This window comes from Arenibacter sp. F20364 (assembly GCF_023015905.1).
Lineage (GTDB): Bacteria > Bacteroidota > Bacteroidia > Flavobacteriales > Flavobacteriaceae > Arenibacter.
Genome location: NZ_JALKBD010000179.1, coordinates 1 through 315 on the forward strand (window position 1 = coordinate 1; position 315 = coordinate 315).

The 315-nt window shown below is 46.7% G+C and carries 1 protein-coding gene; it reads right to left on the bottom strand.

Annotated elements, in window-relative coordinates; translation table 11 throughout:
- The coding region (locus tag MWU84_RS24235; RefSeq protein WP_246906642.1) for a hypothetical protein at nucleotides 1-315 on the bottom strand (315 nt) is incomplete at both ends.

Genomic DNA, 315 nt, shown 5'->3' on the forward strand with positions numbered 1-315 from the left:
GGAATTGATCTTGGCAGCCGTTACGGCATCATCGGCCAGTTCATTCGCCGTAATTCCGCTTGCAGCTACATCCAATGTATATGGATCAGCATTAGTTCCTGATCCGGAACGTACTAATGTAGCATCTGTCGCATTTAAGATTTCATTTCCAATCACACCATCCACTTCTGTTACCGTCACAGAACCTAAATCAATTAGAATCCAGTCGGTCCCATCCCATTGCATTACCTGCCCGGAGACAGTACCATCAGCTATATTTTCCAATTGCACCGCATCATCGGCCAATTTAGCATTGGTCACCGCATCAGGGCCAAG